The following is a 639-nucleotide window of genomic DNA, read 5'->3' as shown; positions in this document are numbered from 1 at the left end:
ACCCCTCTCTGCCCCTGTCGGGGCATCTCCCCCTCAAGGGGGGAGATTGATGGGAGCAAGCGGCGCGCCTGAGATCAAAAAAGGAAAGCGGGTATGGAACATACCGTCTCGAAATCAAACAAGCCTGCCCACATCACCCTTCCGGTGACGGGCATGACCTGCGCCTCCTGTGTCAGCAGCGTCGAGCGGGTCGTCGGCCGGGTGGAGGGCGTTTCGGCGGTCTCCGTCAACCTCGCCACCGAGACGGCCGATGTCACGCTGGACGATCCGAAGGCCGCCGGCGACGTGATCGCTGCGATCGGCAAGGCCGGCTATGGCGTGGCGATCGAGACCGTCGAACTCGGCATCGAGGGCATGCATTGCGCCTCCTGCGTCGGCAATGTCGAACGCGCGCTGATGGCCGTGCCCGGCGTCGTCTCGGCGCATGTGAACCTTGCAAGCGAGCGGGCGACCATCGAGGCTGCCGCCGATAGCGCCGCGCTGATGGCCGCCGTCGAGAGGGCCGGCTACATCCCGCGCCGTATCACCGATGCCACCGCCGAAACCGAGACCCACGCGGATATCAGGGCGAAGGAGCAGGCCGCGCTGAAGCGTGATTTCCTGGTGGCGCTGATTTTCACCCTGCCGCTGTTCGTGCTG

1 protein-coding gene is annotated in these 639 nt (G+C 65.9%); it reads left to right on the top strand.

The genetic code is table 11. From position 1 onward, the window contains the following. Positions 1 to 93: 93 nt before the first annotated feature. The coding region (locus B4E36_RS22000) for a copper ion binding protein (RefSeq protein WP_345900826.1) at positions 94 to 639 on the top strand (546 nt) is incomplete at its 3' end.

The sequence above is a fragment of the Martelella sp. UBA3392 genome (genome assembly GCF_002358775.1).
GTDB lineage: Bacteria > Pseudomonadota > Alphaproteobacteria > Rhizobiales > Rhizobiaceae > Martelella > Martelella mediterranea.
The sequence above is the reverse complement of the archived record's forward strand: the minus strand, read 5'-3'. Positions and strand labels throughout refer to the sequence as shown.